At 72.3% G+C, this 18,170-nt stretch carries 16 protein-coding genes; 12 read left to right on the top strand and 4 right to left on the bottom strand.

Features of this window, described 5'->3' with window-relative positions; translation table 11 throughout:
• The first annotated feature begins 108 nt into the window (after positions 1-108).
• Positions 109-1,536, top strand: coding sequence for an argininosuccinate lyase (gene argH, locus ACN9M0_RS06210; RefSeq protein ID WP_366040708.1), 1,428 nt, complete (start codon positions 109-111; stop codon positions 1,534-1,536).
• A gap of 11 nt (positions 1,537-1,547) precedes the next feature.
• Here argH and ACN9M0_RS06205 read toward each other — a convergent pair whose 3' ends face one another.
• On the bottom strand, positions 1,548-2,057 hold the full coding sequence (locus tag ACN9M0_RS06205) for an HAD domain-containing protein (RefSeq protein ID WP_399697626.1): 510 nt from the start codon (positions 2,055-2,057) through the stop codon (positions 1,548-1,550).
• 84 nt (positions 2,058-2,141) lie between these two features.
• Between ACN9M0_RS06205 and ACN9M0_RS06200 the strand changes: the two genes are divergently transcribed.
• The gene (locus ACN9M0_RS06200; RefSeq protein WP_366040710.1) at positions 2,142-2,693 is read left to right on the top strand and encodes a TetR/AcrR family transcriptional regulator; all 552 of its coding nucleotides are present in this window, start codon (positions 2,142-2,144) and stop codon (positions 2,691-2,693) included.
• Positions 2,690-4,222, top strand: a complete 1,533-nt coding sequence (locus ACN9M0_RS06195; protein WP_366040711.1) for an MFS transporter — start codon at positions 2,690-2,692, stop codon at positions 4,220-4,222. Before ACN9M0_RS06200 ends, ACN9M0_RS06195 begins: the two co-directional genes overlap by 4 nt.
• Positions 4,223-4,335: 113 nt before the next feature.
• Here the strand turns inward: ACN9M0_RS06195 and ACN9M0_RS06190 are convergent, their stop codons facing one another.
• Positions 4,336-5,007, bottom strand: a complete 672-nt coding sequence (locus ACN9M0_RS06190) for a lysophospholipid acyltransferase family protein (RefSeq protein WP_366040712.1) — start codon at positions 5,005-5,007, stop codon at positions 4,336-4,338.
• A 241-nt stretch (positions 5,008-5,248) separates the two neighbouring features.
• On the opposite strand from ACN9M0_RS06190, the gene ACN9M0_RS06185 reads away from it, so the two are divergent.
• The 3 genes from ACN9M0_RS06185 (at position 5,249) to ACN9M0_RS06175 (ending at position 7,769) form a co-directional block, all read left to right on the top strand.
• Positions 5,249-6,421, top strand: a complete 1,173-nt coding sequence (locus tag ACN9M0_RS06185) for a glycerophosphodiester phosphodiesterase (RefSeq protein ID WP_399697623.1) — start codon at positions 5,249-5,251, stop codon at positions 6,419-6,421.
• Between the two features lie 192 nt (positions 6,422-6,613).
• Positions 6,614-7,243 (top strand): sigma-70 family RNA polymerase sigma factor, encoded by a 630-nt coding sequence (locus ACN9M0_RS06180; RefSeq protein WP_426403250.1) that lies wholly within the window; start codon positions 6,614-6,616, stop codon positions 7,241-7,243.
• Positions 7,244-7,280: 37 nt separating this feature from the next.
• A complete protein-coding gene (locus tag ACN9M0_RS06175; RefSeq protein WP_366040715.1) occupies positions 7,281-7,769 on the top strand; it encodes a GNAT family N-acetyltransferase in 489 nt (162 codons plus the stop codon).
• Here the strand turns inward: ACN9M0_RS06175 and ACN9M0_RS06170 are convergent.
• Together ACN9M0_RS06170 and ACN9M0_RS06165 are read right to left on the bottom strand one after the other, a co-directional pair.
• On the bottom strand, positions 7,766-8,200 hold the full coding sequence (locus ACN9M0_RS06170; RefSeq protein WP_366040716.1) for a hypothetical protein: 435 nt from the start codon (positions 8,198-8,200) through the stop codon (positions 7,766-7,768). The genes ACN9M0_RS06175 and ACN9M0_RS06170 overlap by 4 nt on opposite strands.
• Positions 8,201-8,202: 2 nt before the next feature.
• The gene (locus ACN9M0_RS06165) at positions 8,203-8,565 is read right to left on the bottom strand and encodes a hypothetical protein (protein WP_399697619.1); all 363 of its coding nucleotides are present in this window, start codon (positions 8,563-8,565) and stop codon (positions 8,203-8,205) included.
• Between the two features lie 899 nt (positions 8,566-9,464).
• Between ACN9M0_RS06165 and ACN9M0_RS06160 the strand changes: the two genes are divergently transcribed.
• The 6 genes from ACN9M0_RS06160 to cobT all read left to right on the top strand — a co-directional run bounded on the left by ACN9M0_RS06160 (position 9,465) and on the right by cobT (position 18,037).
• A complete protein-coding gene (locus tag ACN9M0_RS06160) occupies positions 9,465-10,520 on the top strand; it encodes a methionine ABC transporter ATP-binding protein (RefSeq protein ID WP_426403249.1) in 1,056 nt (351 codons plus the stop codon).
• Positions 10,517-11,185 carry a methionine ABC transporter permease gene (locus ACN9M0_RS06155; RefSeq protein ID WP_426403248.1) on the top strand — a complete coding sequence of 223 codons (669 nt, stop codon included), beginning with the start codon at positions 10,517-10,519 and terminating at the stop codon, positions 11,183-11,185. Before ACN9M0_RS06160 ends, ACN9M0_RS06155 begins: the two co-directional genes overlap by 4 nt.
• 92 nt (positions 11,186-11,277) lie before the next feature.
• Positions 11,278-12,132: a MetQ/NlpA family ABC transporter substrate-binding protein gene (locus ACN9M0_RS06150; RefSeq protein ID WP_426403247.1), complete on the top strand. Its 855-nt coding sequence runs from the start codon at positions 11,278-11,280 to the stop codon at positions 12,130-12,132.
• Positions 12,133-12,340: 208 nt separating this feature from the next.
• Entirely contained in the window at positions 12,341-12,976 is a 636-nt protein-coding gene (locus ACN9M0_RS06145) for a GNAT family N-acetyltransferase (RefSeq protein ID WP_366040721.1), read from the top strand.
• A gap of 71 nt (positions 12,977-13,047) precedes the next feature.
• Positions 13,048-14,292 carry a precorrin-6y C5,15-methyltransferase (decarboxylating) subunit CbiE gene (cbiE, locus tag ACN9M0_RS06140; RefSeq protein WP_366040722.1) on the top strand — a complete coding sequence of 415 codons (1,245 nt, stop codon included), beginning with the start codon at positions 13,048-13,050 and terminating at the stop codon, positions 14,290-14,292.
• A 304-nt stretch (positions 14,293-14,596) separates the two neighbouring features.
• On the top strand, positions 14,597-18,037 hold the full coding sequence (gene cobT, locus ACN9M0_RS06135) for a nicotinate-nucleotide--dimethylbenzimidazole phosphoribosyltransferase (RefSeq protein WP_426403246.1): 3,441 nt from the start codon (positions 14,597-14,599) through the stop codon (positions 18,035-18,037).
• Positions 18,038-18,170 lie beyond the last annotated feature (133 nt).

Below are 18,170 nucleotides of genomic sequence, written 5' to 3'. Positions count from 1 at the left end.
ATTTCCGCGGTCACGGACCGCGATTGACAAAACATACGGCGCTCCGCATAGTTATGCCTATCGACATCGACCTCGCCTCATCCGCCCACGTTCGATCGAGGAGCAGCAGTGAGCAGCAACAACGGTGACGTCCGGCTCTGGGGCGGACGGTTCGCCGACGGCCCCGCCGAGGCCCTGGCGAAGCTCTCCGCTTCGGTCCACTTCGACTGGCGTCTCGCGCCGTACGACATCGCCGGATCCCGTGCCCACGCGCGCGTGCTGCACAAGGCCGGCCTGCTCACCGAGGACGAGCTGACCCGCATGCTCGCCGGACTCGACCTGCTGGAGGCGGACGTCGCCGACGGCTCCTTCGTCGGCACCATCGCCGACGAGGACGTCCACACCGCCCTGGAGCGGGGCCTCCTGGAGCGCCTCGGCCCGGACCTCGGCGGCAAGCTGCGTGCCGGCCGGTCCCGGAACGACCAGGTCGCCACCCTCTTCCGCATGTACCTGCGCGACCACGCCCGGATCATCGGCGGCCTCGTGGCCGACCTGCAGGACGCCCTCGTCGGCCTCGCCGAGGCCCACGCGGACGTCGCGATGCCCGGTCGTACGCACCTCCAGCACGCCCAGCCGGTGCTCTTCGCCCACCATGTCCTGGCCCACGCCCAGGCCCTCTCCCGGGACGCCGAGCGGCTGCGGCAGTGGGACACCCGGACGGCCGTCTCCCCGTACGGCTCCGGCGCCCTCGCGGGCTCCTCCCTCGGGCTCGACCCGGAGGCGGTGGCGAAGGACCTCGGCTTCGAGCGGGGCTCGGTCGGCAACTCGATCGACGGCACGGCCTCCCGCGACTTCGTCGCCGAGTTCACCTTCATCACGGCGATGATCGGCGTCAACATCTCGCGGATCGCGGAGGAGATCATCATCTGGAACACGAAGGAGTTCTCCTTCGTGACCCTGCACGACGCCTTCTCCACCGGCTCGTCGATCATGCCGCAGAAGAAGAACCCCGACATCGCCGAGCTCGCCCGCGGCAAGTCCGGCCGCCTCATCGGCAACCTCTCCGGCCTGATGGCCACCCTGAAGGCCCTGCCGCTCGCCTACAACCGGGACCTCCAGGAGGACAAGGAGCCGGTCTTCGACTCCTGCGACCAGCTGGAGATCCTGCTCCCGGCCTTCACGGGCATGATGGCGACGCTCACGGTCAACCGGGAGCGCATGGAGGAACTGGCCCCGGCCGGCTTCTCGCTCGCCACCGACATCGCGGAGTGGCTGGTCAAGCAGGGCGTCCCGTTCCGGGTGGCGCACGAGGTGGCCGGCGAGTGCGTGAAGGTCGCCGAGTCGGAGGGCAAGGAGCTGGACGAGCTGACGGACGAGCAGTTCGCCAAGATCTCCGAGCACCTCACCCCCGAGGTCCGCACCGTCCTCAACGTCCCCGGCGCCCTCGCCTCCCGCGACGGCCGCGGCGGCACCGCCCCCTCGGCGGTCGCCACCCAGCTGGTCGAGGTCAAGGCGGACCTGGTGATCCAGCACGCCTGGGCCGAGGCCAAGAAGTAGCCCTCAGCACGTCACAGCGCCGCCGCCCACTCCGCGAGCGCGTCGAAGTCCGGCCGGGTCAGCCCGATCCGTTCGTCGACGCGCAGCAGCAGGGCGGCGGCCAGGTGGTTCTGCTCCACGTATTCGTGGTCGTACGAGGTGATGTCGTCGTCGATCCAGGCGAAAGGCCGCCCCGCCGCGTACTCCAGGATGTACTGCGTCTTCCAGAAGGTCCCGCGAGGGGCCTTTCCGTGCATCTGCGGCCAGTCGATGAACGGCAGCGCGGGCAGCCCGAGGTGCGGGGCTATCCAGTCGTTCGCCTCGCCCTTCCAGGTCGTCGCCCAGACCAGCTCGTACGCCTCGGCCAGTGCGATCAGCTCGCTCCCGTGGTCCGGATTCAGCCACACCCGCAGGGGCTTCGCGTCCGTCCAGCCCGTGGGGCTCATCCGATGGGTCTGGTACCCCTCGGGGCGCCGCTCGCGCTGTGCCGCGTACGGATTCAGTGGCCCGTCGACGTCGATCAGCAGCAGTGGCTTCGTCATGATCACAGCATTCCGTTCCTGCCTCGGTGAGGCTTCGAAATATCGAATGAGACATTGATGTCTCACTCGGTGTATGGTCGTCTCATGTCAGTCGATCGCACCCAGGTACTCCGTGCCGCAGCCGCCCTGCTCACCCGCAAGGCGACCGCCACCATGGACGAGGTCGCCCGGGCCGCCGGGATCGGGCGGGCCACGCTGCATCGGCACTTCGCCGGGCGGGACGCCCTGGTGCGGGCGCTCGAAGAGCTCGGGCTGCAGGAGCTGGAGGCGGCCCACGACCGGGCCCGTACCGAGGAAGGCCCCGCCGACGAGGCCGTACGCCGGCTCGTCGCCGAGGTCGAGCCCGTCGCGCCGCTGCTCTCGTTCCTCGTCACCGAGAACCAGCTCTTCGAGGGCGACCAGCAGAACGAAGGCTGGGAGCGCCTCGACGCCCGGGTCTCCGCGCTCTTCCGGCGCGGCCAGGAACAGGGCGCCTTCCGCATCGACCTGACCCCCGCCTGGCTCACCGAGGCCTTCTACGGGCTCATCGGTTCCGGCGCCTGGGCCGTGCAGGACGGCCGGGTCGCCGCCAAGGACTTCCAGTACATGATCGTCGAGCTGCTGCTCGGCGGAGCGCGCAGGAGCGTGGAGAAGTGACCAGCAGTACCTTCAAGACCGAGAGCCATATCGAGGGCGCGCACCGCCCCGGCCGGTGGCTCGCCCTCTCCGTGCTCGTCCTGGCCGTCCTCCTCGTGGCGGTCGACGCCACGGTGCTCGGCCTCGCCACTCCGTTCCTCTCCGAGGACCTCAAGCCCTCCGGCACCCAGCTGCTCTGGATCGGCGACGTCTACTCCTTCGTCATCGCCGGACTCCTGGTCTCCATGGGCAGCCTCGGCGACCGCATCGGCCGCAAGAAGCTGCTGCTGATCGGCGCCACCGCCTTCGGCGCCGTCTCGGTCCTGAACGCCTACGCGACCAGCCCCGAGATGATGATCCTCGCCCGCGCCCTCCTCGGCGTCGCTGGCGCGACCCTGATGCCGTCCACCCTGGCGCTCATCCGCAACCTCTTCCACGACCCGCGCGAGCGCAGCCTCGCCATCGGCATCTGGGGTGCCATGGCCTCGGCCGGCGCCGCCGTCGGACCGGTCGTCGGCGGGTTCCTCCTGGAGCACTTCTGGTGGGGCTCGGTCTTCCTCATCAACCTGCCCGTCATGGCCGTCCTCGTCCTCGTCGGCAGCAAGCTGATCCCCGAGTCGAAGAACCCGAACCCCGGCCCCTGGGACCTGCCCAGCGTCGCCCTCTCCCTGGTCGGCGTCATCGGAGTCGTCTACGCCGTCAAGGAACTGGCCTCCCACGGCCTTTCCGGCGCCGCCGGCGTCGCCGCCCTCATCGGTGCCGCCGCCCTGACCTGGTTCGTCCGCAGGCAGCTGACCCTGCCCGCGCCGCTCCTGGACATGCGGCTCTTCCGCCACCGCGGCTTCTCCGGTGCCGTCCTCGCCGACCTGCTGACGATTCTCGGCCTCTCCGGCCTGGTGTTCTTCCTGTCCCAGTTCTTCCAGCTGGTCCAGGGCCGCCAGCCCCTGGAGGCCGGACTCGCCGAACTGCCGGCCGCGATCGGCGCGGTGACGGCCGGTCTGGTCGCCGGTGTCGTGGCCCGTCGCCTCTCCGTACGGTCCGTGGTGGCCGGCGGTCTCGCGGCGGTCGGCCTCTCCCTGGCCGTCCTGACGACCCTCGACCAGCACACCGGCTACCCGCTGCTCGGCGCGAGCCTCCTCGTCGTGGGCGTGGGCGCGGGCTTCGCCTTCACCGTGACCGCCGACGTGATCCTCTCCAGCGTCCCGAAGGAGCAGGCCGGAGCGGCGTCCGCCGTCTCCGAGACCGCGTACGAACTGGGCGCCGCGCTCGGCATCGCCGTCCTCGGCTCCATCGTGACCGGCGTCTACCGCGGCTTCGCCGCCCCGGCCGGTGTCCCCTCGGACCTCGCGTCGGCCGCCCACGAGTCGCTCGGCGGCGCGGTCGAGGCCTCCGGCGGCCTCGCCCCCGAGACGGCGGCCGCCCTGGTGTCCTCCGCCCAGGACGCCTTCGTCGACGGCCTGCGGATCGCGGCCGGCGTCGGCGCGGCGGTCCTCCTCGCGACGGCGGTCGCGGCCTGGTTCCTGCTCAGGGGCCAGAAGCTGGAGAAGTGACCCGTAGTGGGCATGCGTTCCGCCCGGGGCGGAACGGGTGGGCGCAACAGCAACGAGGGCGGCGCCCTGTCCAGGACGCCGCCCTCAAGAACCTCTGAACCGCAGCGGAGCGCCTACGCCGCCTTCGCCTTCGTGGCGTACATGTCCACGTACTCCTGCCCGGACAGCCGCATGACCTCGGCCATCACCGAGTCCGTCACCGCCCTCAGCACGTACCGGTCGCGGTCCATCCCGTCGTACCGCGAGAACTCCATCGCCTCGCCGAAGCGGACCGTCACCCGGCCCGGGCGCGGGAAGCCCGCCCCGCCCGGCTGGATCTTGTCGGTGCCGATCATCGCGAACGGCACCACCGGCGCCCCGGTCATCAGGGTCAGCCGCGCGATGCCCGTACGGCCCCGGTACAGCCGGCCGTCGGGGGAGCGGGTGCCCTCCGGGTAGATCGAGAAGATCTTGCCCTCCTCGAGCACCCGACGGCCCGTCATCAGCGCCGCGACACCGCCGCGGCCGCCGTCCCGGTCCACCGGGATCATGCCGACGCTGGTGAAGAACCAGGCCATCGCCCGGCCCTTGACGCCCTTGCCCGTCACGTACTCGTCCTTGCCGATGAAGTAGACCGGACGGTCCAGGCAGATCGGCATGATCATCGAGTCGATGAAGGTCAGGTGGTTGCCCGCGAGGATCACGGGACCCGTCCCGGGAATGTTCTCGGCACCCTCCACGCGGGGGCGGAACATCAGGCGCATGACCGGCCCGAGCACTGCCTTGATGATCGCGAGACGGGACAACGGTTCCTCCGGTGGGAAGCGGGTCGGTCGAGCTGGCGGGCCGACGGGTGCAGCTGGCGACGATACTCGCGGGTCACCCCCACGCGCACATCGGGTTCACCGACTGGATACGCAGTGTTGACGTGTGTTTCCGCCATGTTCGGCCGAGGTCTGCCGCCCGTAGGGGCCCACTGCCTAGCGTCGGGGTCAACAGTTGACAGGTGCTGGACATCACACCGCGGCTCACACAGGAGGATCCCTCATGACCCAGGGCGAACGCCGGACCCCGGCACGGCGGACGGTTCTCGGAGCGGCGGGCGCCACCGTCCTCGGCGCCTCCACGGCCCTCGCGGCCGGCACCGGCACCGCGCAGGCCGCCGGGACGGACCGCGCGCCCGGCCGCGGCCACGGCTACCGCTCCCTCCCCTACCCCACCGTCATCGGCCACCGCGGCACCGCCGGCTACCGCCCCGAGCACACCCTCGGCTCCTACCGCCACGCCCTCGACCTCGGCGCCCACGTCATCGAGCAGGACCTCGTCCCCACCCGGGACGGACACCTGGTCTGCCGCCACGAGAACGACATCACCGGCACCACCGACGTCGCCGACCACCCCGAGTTCGCGTCCCGCAGGACCACCAAGACCGTCGACGGCGTCGCCCTCACCGGCTGGTTCACCGAGGACTTCACGCTCGCCGAGCTCAAGACGCTGCGGGCCAAGGAGCGCATCCCCGGCACCCGCCAGAAGAACACCCTCTACGACGGCCGCTGGACGGTCCCCACCTTCGAGGAGGTGCTGATCTGGGCCGAGGAGGAGGGCCGTCGCCGGGGCCGCGAGATCTGGCTCCACGTCGAGACCAAGCACCCCGGCTACTTCCGCTCCCTCGGCCTCGGCCTGGAGGAGCGCCTCGCGAAGCTGCTGCGCCGGTACGGACGCCACCGCGCGAACTCCCCGGTCTTCCTCCAGTCCTTCGAGCCCAGCAGCATCCAGCGCCTGGCGAAGCTCGTGGACGCCCCGGGCGTCGTCCTGCTCTCCGGCGCGAGCAGCCGCCCCTGGGACTTCGTCGAGGCCGGGGACCCGCGCACGGTCGCCGACCTGGTCACCCCCGAGGGCCTGCGCTGGATCGCCTCGTACGCGAAGGGCATCGGCCCCACGCTCGACCTGGTCATCCCGAAGGACGCGGGCGGCCGGCTCGGCACCCCGACCACGCTGGTCCGCGACGCGCACGCCGAGGGGCTGATCCTCCACCCGTACACGCACCGCAACGAGAACGCCTTCCTGCCCGCGGACTTCCGCAAGGGCACGGACCCGAACGCGTACGGCGACGCCTTCGGGGCACTGAAGACGTACCTGGAGACGGGGATCGACGGCATCTTCTCCGACAACCCGGACACCGCCCTGCTCGCCGCCGCGGACCTCACCGCCCGCGACTGACCGGCCGAGGGGGTCGTACGGCCGATCCACCGGGCCGTACGACCCCTTCCCGCCCCCGTACGGCCGAGCAACCGGACCGTACGACCCCTTCCCGCCCCCGTACGGCCGAGCAACCGGACCGTACGACCCCCTCCCGGGTGGTTTACGCCCCGTACCGCAACCACGGCCGCGCACCCCGGCATCGTGCCGGTCATGACCACCCCCGAGACGCACCCCGAGACGCACCCCGAGATGCATCCCGACACGTACCCCGAGACGCACCGCGACACCATCCGTGCCGCGGGCACCCCGGAAGCCCCCGCCCTCCTCGCCGCCCTCGCCCCGCTCCTCTCCGCCGAGTCCGACGCCGAGGCGCCCGCCGCCGGCGTCGACCCCGGCGACCTCGAACAGGCCGTCTGGCTCCGTCTCCTGGAGCAGCTCCAGGAGACCGGCACCGCCCCCGAACGGCCCGCCGAATGGCTGCGCCGGGCCGTCCGCGCGGAGGCGCGCCGCGCCCGCAGGACCCACGACCGGGAGCGCCCCTACCGGGACGAACCCCACGAGCAGGGTGGCGCCGAGCCCCACGGCTCCCCGGAGCACTCGCTGATGGTCGCCGAGGGCCGCCGCACCCTGCGCGCCGCCGTCACCAGGACACCCGGCCGCTGCCCGAAGGTGCTGACCGCGATGCTCGACCCGGAGGACCCCACCTACCGGGAAATCGCAGGAGAGTTGGGTATCTCACAGGGCAGCCTGGGGCCGATGCGTTCCCGTTGCCTGGGATGCCTGCGCAGAATGCTGGCGGCAGAGGTTCCCGCCCCCGGTCGACGGGGAAGGGTGCGGTAAACCGATGATCGACCAGATGAGCGGGAGGCGTGCACACATGGGCCTGAGTGTGACCATCTCAGCGGCGGACGCGCAGGACGCGGAGCACATCCTGAAGCTGCAGTACCTCTGCTACCAGAGTGAGGCGGAGCTGTACGGGGACTGGTCCATCGAACCGCTCACCCAGTCGCTCGACGCGCTGCGCGCCGAACTGGAGGAGGGGTACGGGCTCGTGGCCCGGCTCGGCGACGAGGTCGTCGCCTCGGTGCGGGCGCGCATCGACGAGGACGGCACGGTACGGATCGCCAAGCTGATCGTCCACCCGCGCATGCAGCGGCACGGTCTCGGCGGCCGTCTCCTCGACGGCATCGAGCGTCACTTCGCCCCGGAAGCCGAGGAAACGGCCCCGGCCAAGCGCTTCCAGCTCTTCACCGGCCACCGCAGCGAGGGCAATCTGCGCCTCTACCGCAGCAAGGGGTACGCGCAGGTCGCCACCCGCGAGCTCGGCCCGAAGCTCACCCTGGTGACCCTGGAGAAGGCCGCCTAGGCGGTCCGTGACCTCCGCAGCCACCAGATGCCGCTCAGCGGCAGCAGGACCGGGATGAAGACGTAGCCGTAGCCGAAGTCCGACCAGACCGTCGCGTCCGGGAAGGCGGACGGCTCGACCAGAGTCCAGGTCCCGACGATCAGTACGCCCGCGAGCTCGGCGGCGCAGCACACCAGCGCCGCCCTGCGGGCCTTCTCCCCGCCGCGTACCAGCGTGTACGTGATGAAGACGTAGACGACCGCCGCCACTGCCGACAGGGAGTACGCGAGCGGTGCCCGGTCGAACTCGGTGGCGATCTGGTAGATCGAGCGCGAGACCGCGCCGACCGACATCACGCCGTACAGCCAGACGAGCAGCATGCCCGGGCCCGTGACGAGCCGGGTCTTGCCGCCCGGTGCGGCCTTCTCGCGCGTCTCCTGCGTCCCGGTCATGGTCAGCCCACCGTCCAGATGTCGTAGAGACGCACTTCGAGCACGGCCAGGACGACCGCGCCGGCCGTCACGGTCGCCGAACCCCACCGGCTGCGCTCCGCGAGCGACATGAAACCGGCGATGGGCACCGCGCACAGCGCGCCGAGCAGATAGGCGACGAAGATCGTCGTGCCCTCCTCGGCCTTCTCGCCGCGCGCCAGCTGCACGATGCCGACGATCAGCTGGACGAGGACCAGGAAGGTCACCACGGCCATGCCGATGAAGTGCCAGTCCTTGGTCGGCTGGTCCCGGAAGGCGGCGAAGCCGCACCAGGCGGCGAGGGCGAGCGCGGCCACGGAGACCGCGACCGTCAGGGCGTCAAGCATGCGCCCGAGGGTATTACGGTCCGAATGACCCGATGCGCGCGCCCCCCGGCTCACGGGAGGCCCGCCGCGCCGCTCGCCCCTGGCTCACGGGAGGCCCGCCGCGCCGATCGCCCCGGGCTCACGGGAGGCCCGCCGCGCCGCTCGCCCCGGGCTCACGGGAGGCCCGCCGCGCCGCTCGCCCCCCGGCTCATGGGAGGCCCGCCGCGCCGCCCGCCCCGGGCTCATGGGAGGCCCGCCGCGCCGCCCGCCCCGGGCTCATGGGAGGCCCGCCGGGCTGCCCGTCCCGGGGCTCACCGGGGCCTGATGCGCCTCCCGTTCCCGGCTCACCGAGGCCCGACGCGGCGCCCGTCCCCGGCGCACCGGGGCCCGACGCGTCGCCCGTCCGCCATCCCGCCCGGCTCCCTCCACCGCGTGGCCTCCGCCACATCCCGTACCCGATCACCGCCCCCGGCGCGTCCGCACCCGGGCCCCTTCCCTCCAGGCCACGCGCGGAAAGGCGCTCCGCCCGGGGCAACCGGCGCGTCCGTATGGCGTCTCAACGGCGTCCGCTATTCGGACACCCGGGTTCCCTTCGCAGCTGCGCATGTTTTACTTGCAGCCATGACCACGACGAGCAGCCGCACCCTTGCGACCGAGGCGAACACAACGCCCGGTGCTCGTTGTATGTGTCGAATGTGCGCCTTCTGAGGGCCCCCGCCTGAGCCTCGCGCCCCGAAGCGAGACCCCGACGGCCGAGCCGTTCCGACCGCCATCCGGCGCCGGACCGTGCCTGCCCCGCGCACCGCTGCCGCCCGGCCACCAGCCGGAGCAGCGTCCCCGTGCGCCTGACTGTCCGAAATGACGAATGCCCCGTGCACGACGGACCCCGCGTCGCGCACTCGACAGTGACGGAAACCCCTGTGATCACCACTTCGGGCCTGACCAAGGTCTACGAGTCGCGCGGCCGGCAGGTCACCGCTCTGGACGGCGTCGACCTCCACGTCCGCGAGGGCGAGGTGTTCGGCGTGATCGGCCAGAGCGGCGCCGGCAAGTCCTCGCTCATACGCTGCGTCAACCTCCTGGAGCGCCCCACCTCCGGCACCGTGACCGTCGACGGCGTCGACCTCACCGCCCTCGCCGGGAAGGGCCGCCGCGCAGGCAAGGACCTGCGCCGGGCGCGCAGCAGCATCGGCATGGTCTTCCAGCACTTCAACCTGCTGTCCTCCCGCACGGTCAAGGACAACATCGAGCTCCCCCTGGAGATCCTCGGCGTCTCCGGCGCCGAGCGCTCCCGCCGGGCCCTGGAACTCCTCGACCTGGTCGGCCTCGCCGACAAGGCCAAGTCCTACCCCGGCCAGCTCTCCGGCGGCCAGAAGCAGCGCGTCGGCATCGCCCGCGCCCTCGCCGGCAAGCCCAAGGTCCTGCTCTCCGACGAGGCCACCAGCGCCCTCGACCCGGAGACCACCCGCTCCATCCTCCAGCTCCTGCGCGACCTCAACCGGCAGCTCGGCCTCACCGTGCTGCTCATCACGCACGAGATGGACGTCGTCAAGACGATCTGCGACTCCGCCGCGCTGATGCAGCACGGCCGCGTCGTCGAGACCGGCACCGTCGGCCAACTGCTCGCCACCCCCGGCTCCCAGCTGGCGGCCGAGCTGTTCCCGGTCAGCGGCGCCGCCACGGGACCCGAGCACACGGTCGTCGACGTCACGTTCCACGGCGAGGCCGCCACCCAGCCGGTGATCTCCCAGCTCTCCCGCACGTACAACATCGACATCTCGATCCTCGGGGCGGCGATGGACACCGTCGGCGGCAAGCAGATCGGCCGGATGCGGATCGAACTCCCCGGACGGTACGAGGACAACGTCGTCCCGGTCGGCTTCCTGCGCGAGCAGGGCCTCCAGGTCGAGCTCGTGGAAGACGACGCACAGGAGCAGGGCACCGCGCCCGTCCTGGTCAAGGAAGGTGCCAAGTGACCTGGTCGGAGATGCAGCCCCTCCTGGAGCAGGGCACCGTCGACACGCTCTACATGGTCCTGTGGGCCACCGTCGTCACCGTCGTCGGCGGCCTCCCGCTCGGCATCCTCCTCGTCCTCACGGACAAGGGCGGACTGCTCCAGAACCGGCCGGTGAACAAGGTCGTCGGTGCGATCGTGAACATCGGGCGTTCGCTGCCGTTCATCATCCTGCTGATCGCCCTGATCCCCTTCACGACCCTCGTCGTCGGCACCTTCATCGGCCCGACCGCGATGATCGTGCCGCTCGCCATCGGCGCCATCCCCTTCTTCGCGCGCCTCGTCGAGACGGCGATCCGCGAGGTCGACCACGGACTCGTCGAAGCCGTCCAGGCCATGGGCGGCGGCATCCCCACCATCGTCCGCAAGGTGCTGCTCCCGCAGGCCCTGCCCTCGCTGGTGTCGGCCGTCACCACCACCGTGATCGTGCTCATCGGGTACTCCGCGATGGCCGGCGCGGTCGGCGGCGAGGGCCTCGGCTCCAAGGCCGTCACCTACGGATACCAGCGCTTCGACACCACGTTCATGCTGGTCACCGTCGTCGTACTGGTCGCCGTCGTGACCGTCGTCCAGCTCATCGGCGACGGAGTCGTCCGACTCCTCGCCCGCCGGGGCCGTACCGCGTAACGGCCCCCGGCCACCTCAGGCTTCGTTTCTCGAAGAACAGCCCGGACTTGTTGTCCAGGCGTCCACCGCACCACCGGAAAGAGGCACTCTTCGTGCGTAAGAACATCAAGCTCACCGCCGGTATCGTCGCCACCGCCGCCGTCGCCCTCGGCCTCACCGCCTGCGGCACCTCCTCGGACCCGTCCTCCGCCAAGGACGCGGCCGGCGCCGCCGACAAGCCGCTCGTCGTCGCCGCGTCCCCGACGCCGCACGCCGACATCCTCAACTTCGTCAAGGACAACCTGGCCGAGAAGGCCGGCCTGAAGCTGGAGGTGAAGGAGTTCACGGACTACGTCCTGCCGAACACCGCCACCGAGACCGGCCAGGTCGACGCCAACTTCTTCCAGCACAAGCCGTACCTCGACGACTTCAACAAGAAGAACGACACCCACATCGTCCCGGTGGTCGACGTCCACCTGGAGCCGCTGGGCCTCTACTCCAAGAACCTCAAGTCGGTGAAGGACATCAAGGCGGGCCAGACCATCGCCGTCCCGAACGACACCACCAACGGCGGCCGCGCCCTCCAGCTGCTCGCCGAGAACGGCCTGATCACCATCAAGCCGGGCGTGGGAACCAACGCCAAGCTCTCCGACATCACCGACAAGAAGGGCCTGGAGTTCAAGGAGCTGGAGGCCGCCACCGTGCCCCGCGCCCTGAACGACGTGGACGCCGCCGTCATCAACGGCAACTACGCCATCGAGGCCAAGCTCCAGCCGTCGAAGGACGCCCTCGTCCTGGAGAAGGCGGACGGCAACCCGTACGCCAACTTCCTCGCCGTCAAGGAGGGCAACGAGAAGGACGCCCGCGTGCAGAAGCTCGCGAAGCTCCTCAACTCGCCCGAGGTGAAGAAGTACATCGAGGACACCTACAAGGGCTCGGTCATCCCCGCCTTCGGCGCCGTCAAGTAAGGCCGGCGGAGCGGGATCCAGGTCCGAGGGACCGTCAGACCGGTTCCCCCGTACAGTCCTTGAGCAGAAGGCCCCCCGCATCCCGTCCGGTGCGCGGGGCCTTCGTCGCTCCCTCCCCACACCCGACCCGGCCATGCGCACCGGCGGCCGCATGCTGCATGCTGTGCGTTCACGGTCGATTCGGACGGTCCACGGCATGGAGCTGCGCATGACTACCACCTTTCCGGACATCTCCATCAACACGGACCGGTTGGTGCTGCGCGCGCTCGAAGAGGCGGACGCCCCCGCCCTCGCCGAGATGATGAACGACGAACTCGTCGGCGCCTGGACCGCGGTGCCCCAGCCCTACACCGAAGCCGCCGCCCGCACCTGGATCACCGAGTACGCCCCCACCGAACGCGCCGCAGGCCGTGGCATCGACCTCGCCGTCACCGAGTTCCTCACCCAGCGCCTCGTCGGCGTCATCCAGCTGAGCAACACCGACTGGCGGGTCCGCTCCACCGAGATCTCCTACATCGTCGCCCCCTGGGCCCGCGGCGAGGGCTACGCCTCGGAAGCCGCGCTCGCCACCGCCCAGTGGCTCTTCGGCGACCAGAAGTTCGAGCGCCTGGAACTGCGCACCGCCGCCGACAACACCGCCTCCCAGCAGGTCGCCCAGAAGATCGGCTGCATCAGCGAGGGCGTCCTGCGCAACGCCTGCATAGCGCGCACCCGCACCGAGGACGGCGCCTGGACCGAATTGCGCACCGACTTCATCGTCTGGGGCCTCCTCCCCGAGGACCTCGACGGCGTCGCCGACCAGATGGCCGAGGCCGGCTACTCCTCGTACACCGACTGGAGCTGAGCCCCCGGAACGATCCCGGGGTACGCTCGGCACGGCCCCCCGACCTGCGACAACACCACAGGGAGACGACGATGGCCGACCGCGTCACGGTGATCGGCTGGGACGGCTCGCCCCTCACCGCGGCGGCCCGGTCCGCGCTCTCCGCCGCCACCCTCGTGGCCGGCGCCGCCCACCACCTCGCGCTGCCCGAGGTGCCGCCCGGCGCCGAACGCATCCGCCTCGGCAGCGTCGACCTCGCCGCCCGCCGCATCGCGGGACACCGCGGCACCGCCGTCGTCCTCGCCGACGGCGACCCCGGCTTCTTCGGCGTCGTCCGCACCCTGCGCGCCCCCGAGCACGGCCTGGAGGTCGAGGTCGTCCCGGCCGTCTCCTCCGTCGCCGCCGCCTTCGCACGGGCCGGCATGCCCTGGGAGGACGCCCGGATCGTCGTAGCCCACCAGCGCACCCTGCGCCGCGCCGTCAACGTCTGCCGCGCCCACCCCAAGGTCGCCGTCCTCACCTCGCCGGGCGCAGGACCCGCCGAACTCGCCCTCCTGCTCGAAGGCGTCCACCGCACCTTCGTCGTCTGCGAGGAGCTCGGCACCGACCGCGAACAGGTCTCCGTCCTCACCTCCGACAAGGCCGCCGACCACAACTGGCGCGACCCGAACGTCGTCCTCGTCATCGGCGGCGCGGTCGGCGGCACCCCCACCGCCCCCTGGCTGATGGGCCAGGACCCGGCCGCGCGCACGGTCCGCGGCTGGGGGCTTCCCACGGAGGAGTACGACTCCGAGGGCGAAGGCCCCGGAACCGGCCGGGTCCGCCCCGGCGCGGGCGCCGGCCCCGCCCTCCGAGCCGCCCAACTGGCCCGCCTCGGGCCCCGCACCGGCGACCTCGTCTGGGACATCGGCTGCGCGGGCGGCGCCTTCTCCGTCGAGGCCGCCCGCTTCGGCGCCGCCGTCATCGCCGTGGACACCGACCCGGCCGCCTGCGCCCGCACCGAACGGGCCGCCCGCCGCCACGGGGTGCCCCTCCAGACCGTCGCGGGCCGCGCCCCGCACATCCTGGAGAGCCTGCCCGAGCCCGACGTCGTACGGATCGCGGCCGGCGGCGTCCCCGTCGTCACCGCGTGCACCGACCGGCGTCCGGAGCGCATCGTCGCCCACGCCTCCACCCGCGACGAGGCCGAGGCGATCGGCGCGGCCCTCGCCGACGGCGGCTACGCCGTGGAGAGCCTCCTCCTCCAGACCGTCGGACTCGACCCCGACGACTGGTCGGAACGCGAGCGTTCGGTCGTGTTCCTGCTGTCCGGACGCAGGATCGACCGCGCCCCGTGACCCGGCCGCCCCGTCGGGGCAGGGTAGGCTGGCCGATTGTTGTACCGCACCGGAACGTTCGACGCTCTGTTCGTCAATGTCCCGAATTGGTGGCCGCATTGCGCCACCGATGTGGTACGCGAAAAGGGGGGACCGCGCGACGTGGCGCAGTCCACAGCGCACCGTGGCGAATCTCCCTGCCACGATGGCCGAGGGCCGCGACAATATGTGGGTGTCCGCGTGCGCTTCGTGCCGCGCGGCGCGCGCGCTCGTTGTTGTCGACGGGCGCAGGTCTGAAGGAACAAGCGATGGGCGAGGGGTACGCATGACGGACACCGGCCAGGTCCCGGGCGAGGGGCTGCCGGAGAACGCAGGCATGGTCGAGCAGCCGGGCATCCCCGCTCCGGGCGCGTACACCTTCCTGGACCCCTCCGAGCACACCACCGAGGACGACGACCTGCTCCTGATGCCGGGCGCCCAGGGCGCCTGGAGCGAGCACCCGCCGGGCTTCGTGCCCGCGCCGCCGGTCGCCGTTCCGCCCCCGGCGGCACCCGTCGTCCCGAACCAGGGCGTGCCGCAGGCGGCCGTTCCGGAGGCGCCGGCCCCGATGGGCGACCCGCTCACCGACCCCCTGCCGGACCCGCTCACGGGCCCGCTCCCCGATTCCGTCGCGCTCGCCGACGTGCTGACCGCCCCTCAGGGCGCGCAGCTCGGCACCCCGCCGCACGGCGTCCCGCTCGGCACCCCCGCGCACGGCGTCCCGCTCGGCACCCCGGCGCACGGCGTCCCCGTGGCCCCGCACGAGCCGGTCCACACCGACCACGGCTACGAGCCCGGCATCCTCGACACCGGCGCCCACGAGGCGGCCGGCCGTGACTCCGGCTCCGTCGACCTCGGCGGCGTCCGCGTGCCCCCGCCCGCCACGGCCGCGGCCCCGCAGCAGGCCCGGCGCCCGCTGCACATGGGCCCGCCGGTGCCCGACGCCACCGGCGGCGTCGTGCTCTCCCTGGCCGACCGCGGCCCGGCCGCCGCACCGGCCCCGGCCCCGCAGCCCGCACCGGTCGTCCCCGAGCCGATCGTGGCCACGGCCCCCGCGCCGATGCCGGTGCGCAACCCGGGCCCGCCGACCACCGGCCCCGAGTACTTCGAGATCGCGCAGGACCAGCAGCCGGCCCCGCAGGGCGCCGAGCCGTGGGTCGCGCAGTCGCAGGAGCCGGTCGCGCCCCAGGCACCCGCAGAAACGGTCGTCCCGCCCACCGGACAGTTCGTCCAGGTCGAGGGCACCGTCCCGACGACCCCGCACCTGGCCCCGGTCCCGGCGCCGGAAGCACCGCAGGCCGCCGAGCCGACGCCGATCGCGGAGCAGGCCCCGGCCGCCGCGCCGGTGGAGGAGCCGGCGGTGCAGGCCGAGGCGCCCGTGGAGGCCGTGGCGGAGGTCCCGGCCGAGGTCGTCGAGCCCGCTGAGCCCGTGGTGGAGGCCGTGGAGGCCCCGGCCACCGTGCCCGCGCCCCGCGAGGGCGAGCCCGCTGCCGAAGCGGCCGTACCGGTGCAGGACACCGAGCCGCAGGCCGTCGAGGCCCCGGCGGAGGCCGCCCCCGAGGTTCCGCAGCCCGTGGAGGAGCCCGTGCCGGCGCAGCAGGCCGACTCCGAGGAGCCGGCCCAGGCCGCGCCCGTGGAGGTCGAGCCCGAGGCCGCCCCCGAGGTCGTGGAGACCGTCGCGGCGCCGGTCGCGGAAGTCGTGGCGGAGCCCACCGTCGAGCAGCCCCCGGCCGAGGAGGCGGTGGCGGACACCCCCGCCGAGGCCCAGGCCGAAGAGCCGGCGGAGGCGCCGGTGGAGGCCGTGGCCGAGGAGGTCCCGGTCGTCACCGAAGAAGTACCCGAGGCGCAGGTCGCAACGGCGACCGAGGCCCTGCCGGAAGCCGAGACCGAGACCCCGGCCGCATCGGCATCCGAATCCGAGGCTGCGGCTGCGGCCGACGCCGAGTCGGACACCCCCGACGCCCCGTCGGACGAGCAGACGGAACAGCGCCCCGACTCCCCGGCCCCCGGATACGACGACGCCGAGCGGGAGGCCGTGCTCCGCGTGATGCGCGAGCGCCGCGACATCCGCAACGGCTTCCGCAGCGACCCGATCCCGCACGAGGTGCTCCTGCGCGTCCTCGAAGCGGCGCACACCGCGCCGAGCGTGGGCCACTCGCAGCCCTGGGACTTCGTCGTCATCCGCTCCGCCGAGACGCGGCAGACGATGCACGAGCTGGCCCAGCGTCAGCGCGAGGCCTACGCCAAGTCGCTGCCGAAGGCCCGGGCGAAGCAGTTCAAGGAACTGAAGATCGAGGCCATCCTCGACACCCCGGTGAACATCGTGGTGACCGCCGACCCCACCCGGGGCGGCCGCCACACGCTCGGCCGCTACACGCAGCCGCAGATGGCCCCGTACTCCTCGGCGCTCGCCGTCGAGAACCTCTGGCTCGCGGCCCGTGCCGAGGGCCTCGGCGTCGGCTGGGTCAGCTTCTTCGACGAGCGCGAGATGGTCCGTACGCTGGGCCTTCCCGAGCACCTCGAAGTGGTCGCGTACCTCTGCGTGGGATACGTCGACGAGTTCCCCGAGGAGCCGGAGCTGATGCAGGCGGGCTGGTCCAAGCGCCGCCCGCTGGCCTGGGTCGTCCACGAGGAGACGTACGGCCGCCGCGCGCTGCCCGGCGAGGAGCCGCACGACCTGCTCCAGGAGACCGTCGCGAACATCCGCCCGCTGGACGCCAAGGCGCTCGGCGAGGCGTGGGAGCGGCAGAAGCGCATGACCAAGCCGGCGGGCGCCCTGGGCATGCTGGAGATCATCTCCGCGCAGCTCTCGGGTCTCTCCCGCGTCTGCCCGCCGCCGATCCCGGAGCCGGCCGCCGTGGCGATCTTCGCCGGCGACCACGGCGTGCACGCCCAGGGAGTGACGCCCTGGCCGCAGGAGGTCACCGGCCAGATGGTGGCCAACTTCCTCGGCGGGGGAGCGGTCTGCAACGCCTTCGCGAATCAGGTCGGCGCCGAAGTCTGCGTCATCGACGTGGGCGTGGCCTCCGAACTCCCGGCCACGCCCGGCCTCCTGCCCCGCAAGGTCCGTCCGGGCACGGGCGACTTCACCACGGGCCTCGCGATGACCCGCGAAGAGGTCCTGGCCGCGATCGAGGTGGGCATCGAAACGGCCCGCGACCTCGTGGCGGCCGGCAACAAGGCACTGCTCACGGGCGAGATGGGCATCGCGAACACCACCGCGTCCGCCGCGCTGATCTCGGTGTACACCGGTGTGGACGCCGCGGAGGTCACGGGCCGGGGAACGGGCATCAACGACGAGACGCACGCCCGCAAGGTGGACGTGGTCCGTCGCGCGCTCGACCTGCACAAGCCGGACCCGGCGGACCCGATCGGTGTCCTGTCGGCGATCGGCGGCCTGGAGCACGCGGCCCTCGTGGGCCTGATCCTCGGCGCGGCCTCGCTCCGTACCCCGGTCATCCTGGACGGCGTCTCCACGGGTGCGGCGGCCCTCGTCGCCCGCGCCATCGCGCCCGAGTCGCTCGCGGCGTGCATCGCGGGCCACCGCAGCGCCGAGCCGGGCCACGTGGCGGCCCTCAACAAGCTGGGCCTGCGCCCGCTCGTCGACCTGGACCTCCGTCTCGGCGAGGGCACGGGCGCGCTGCTGGCCCTGCCCCTGGTCCAGAGCGCGGCCCGAGCGATGCACGAGGTGGCCACGTTCGACTCGGCGGGAGTCACCGAGAAGTAGGACCACGGCGCGTCCCCCACCCACGCACGGAAGCGGGGGACGCGCAGGAACCGGGTTCGCGACGCAAAGCGTGATGTGTGGCGCGCAAGGCCCAGAAGCATGGATGGCCCCGAAGGCGCCGTAAATCATGCAG

It is taken from the genome of Streptomyces sp. R-07 (assembly GCF_049913175.1).
Classification (GTDB): domain Bacteria; phylum Actinomycetota; class Actinomycetes; order Streptomycetales; family Streptomycetaceae; genus Streptomyces.
This window is presented reverse-complemented; position numbering and strand designations above follow the sequence as displayed.

Coding starts and splice junctions, on each gene's coding strand:
- ACN9M0_RS06205 (WP_399697626.1), bottom strand. CDS start 2,057: ATGACGAAGCCACTGCTGCTGATCGACGTCGACGGGCCACTGAATCCG.
- ACN9M0_RS06200 (WP_366040710.1), top strand. CDS start 2,142: ATGTCAGTCGATCGCACCCAGGTACTCCGTGCCGCAGCCGCCCTGCTC.
- ACN9M0_RS06185 (WP_399697623.1), top strand. CDS start 5,249: ATGACCCAGGGCGAACGCCGGACCCCGGCACGGCGGACGGTTCTCGGA.
- ACN9M0_RS06180 (WP_426403250.1), top strand. CDS start 6,614: ATGACCACCCCCGAGACGCACCCCGAGACGCACCCCGAGATGCATCCC.
- ACN9M0_RS06175 (WP_366040715.1), top strand. CDS start 7,281: ATGGGCCTGAGTGTGACCATCTCAGCGGCGGACGCGCAGGACGCGGAG.
- ACN9M0_RS06170 (WP_366040716.1), bottom strand. CDS start 8,200: ATGACCGGGACGCAGGAGACGCGCGAGAAGGCCGCACCGGGCGGCAAG.
- ACN9M0_RS06165 (WP_399697619.1), bottom strand. CDS start 8,565: ATGCTTGACGCCCTGACGGTCGCGGTCTCCGTGGCCGCGCTCGCCCTC.
- ACN9M0_RS06145 (WP_366040721.1), top strand. CDS start 12,341: ATGACTACCACCTTTCCGGACATCTCCATCAACACGGACCGGTTGGTG.
- cbiE (WP_366040722.1), top strand. CDS start 13,048: ATGGCCGACCGCGTCACGGTGATCGGCTGGGACGGCTCGCCCCTCACC.
- cobT (WP_426403246.1), top strand. CDS start 14,597: ATGACGGACACCGGCCAGGTCCCGGGCGAGGGGCTGCCGGAGAACGCA.